The organism is Aquibaculum sediminis, assembly GCF_040712085.1.
Taxonomy (GTDB): Bacteria; Pseudomonadota; Alphaproteobacteria; order Kiloniellales; family DSM-21159; genus Aquibaculum; species Aquibaculum sediminis.
Genome location: NZ_JBFCVK010000027.1, coordinates 1 through 574 on the forward strand (window position 1 = coordinate 1; position 574 = coordinate 574).

Consider the following 574-nt stretch of genomic DNA (forward strand, 5'->3'; position numbering starts at 1 on the left):
GAGCGGTGATATTTTTCACTATTTTTTGATTTATAAAAAATAAACCCTATTTAATTAAAGTCGCCCTCTCATTTTATATCCCAGTTTCCTTGTTACAAAAATGCGATATTACAAATTATACCCCGTAGCAACTGTATTCAGCTAAAAAGCAAAAATACAAATTCGTTAATTAAAGTGCGTGAGCGTCCCATTGCGAGTCATCGCGGACAATCGCATTTAAAATGGTGAGAAGCTTACGCATACAGGCGTTAATCGCCACTTTGAACGCCTTACCATTAGCACGTAAGCGTTCGTAAAATTGTTTGAGTTTAGGCTCAAAACGTACACAAACAAATGTTGCCATATACAGTGCATTTCGTACGGCTTTGCGACCACCTGAACAGCGGCTTTTCCATTTGGTGTTGCCACTTTCTTTAGGATGGGGTGCAACACCAACAAGTGAAGCGATTTGTTTATGTGTGTATTGACCTAACTCAGGCAACATTGACATCAAAACGGCTATTGTTTGTGTACCCAACCCTTTGATGTCTTTAAACTTTTTTATTGTATCGTCAAAATGTTTGAGATGCTGTTC

Annotated in this window: 1 protein-coding gene; it reads right to left on the reverse strand. The window is 38.3% G+C overall.

Annotation, left to right across the window (positions count from 1 at the left end):
* Window positions 1-169: 169 nt before the first annotated feature.
* Window positions 170-574, reverse strand: a 405-nt coding sequence (locus ABZ720_RS17440) for a transposase (protein ID WP_366556801.1), incomplete at its 5' end; no start/stop codon positions are given.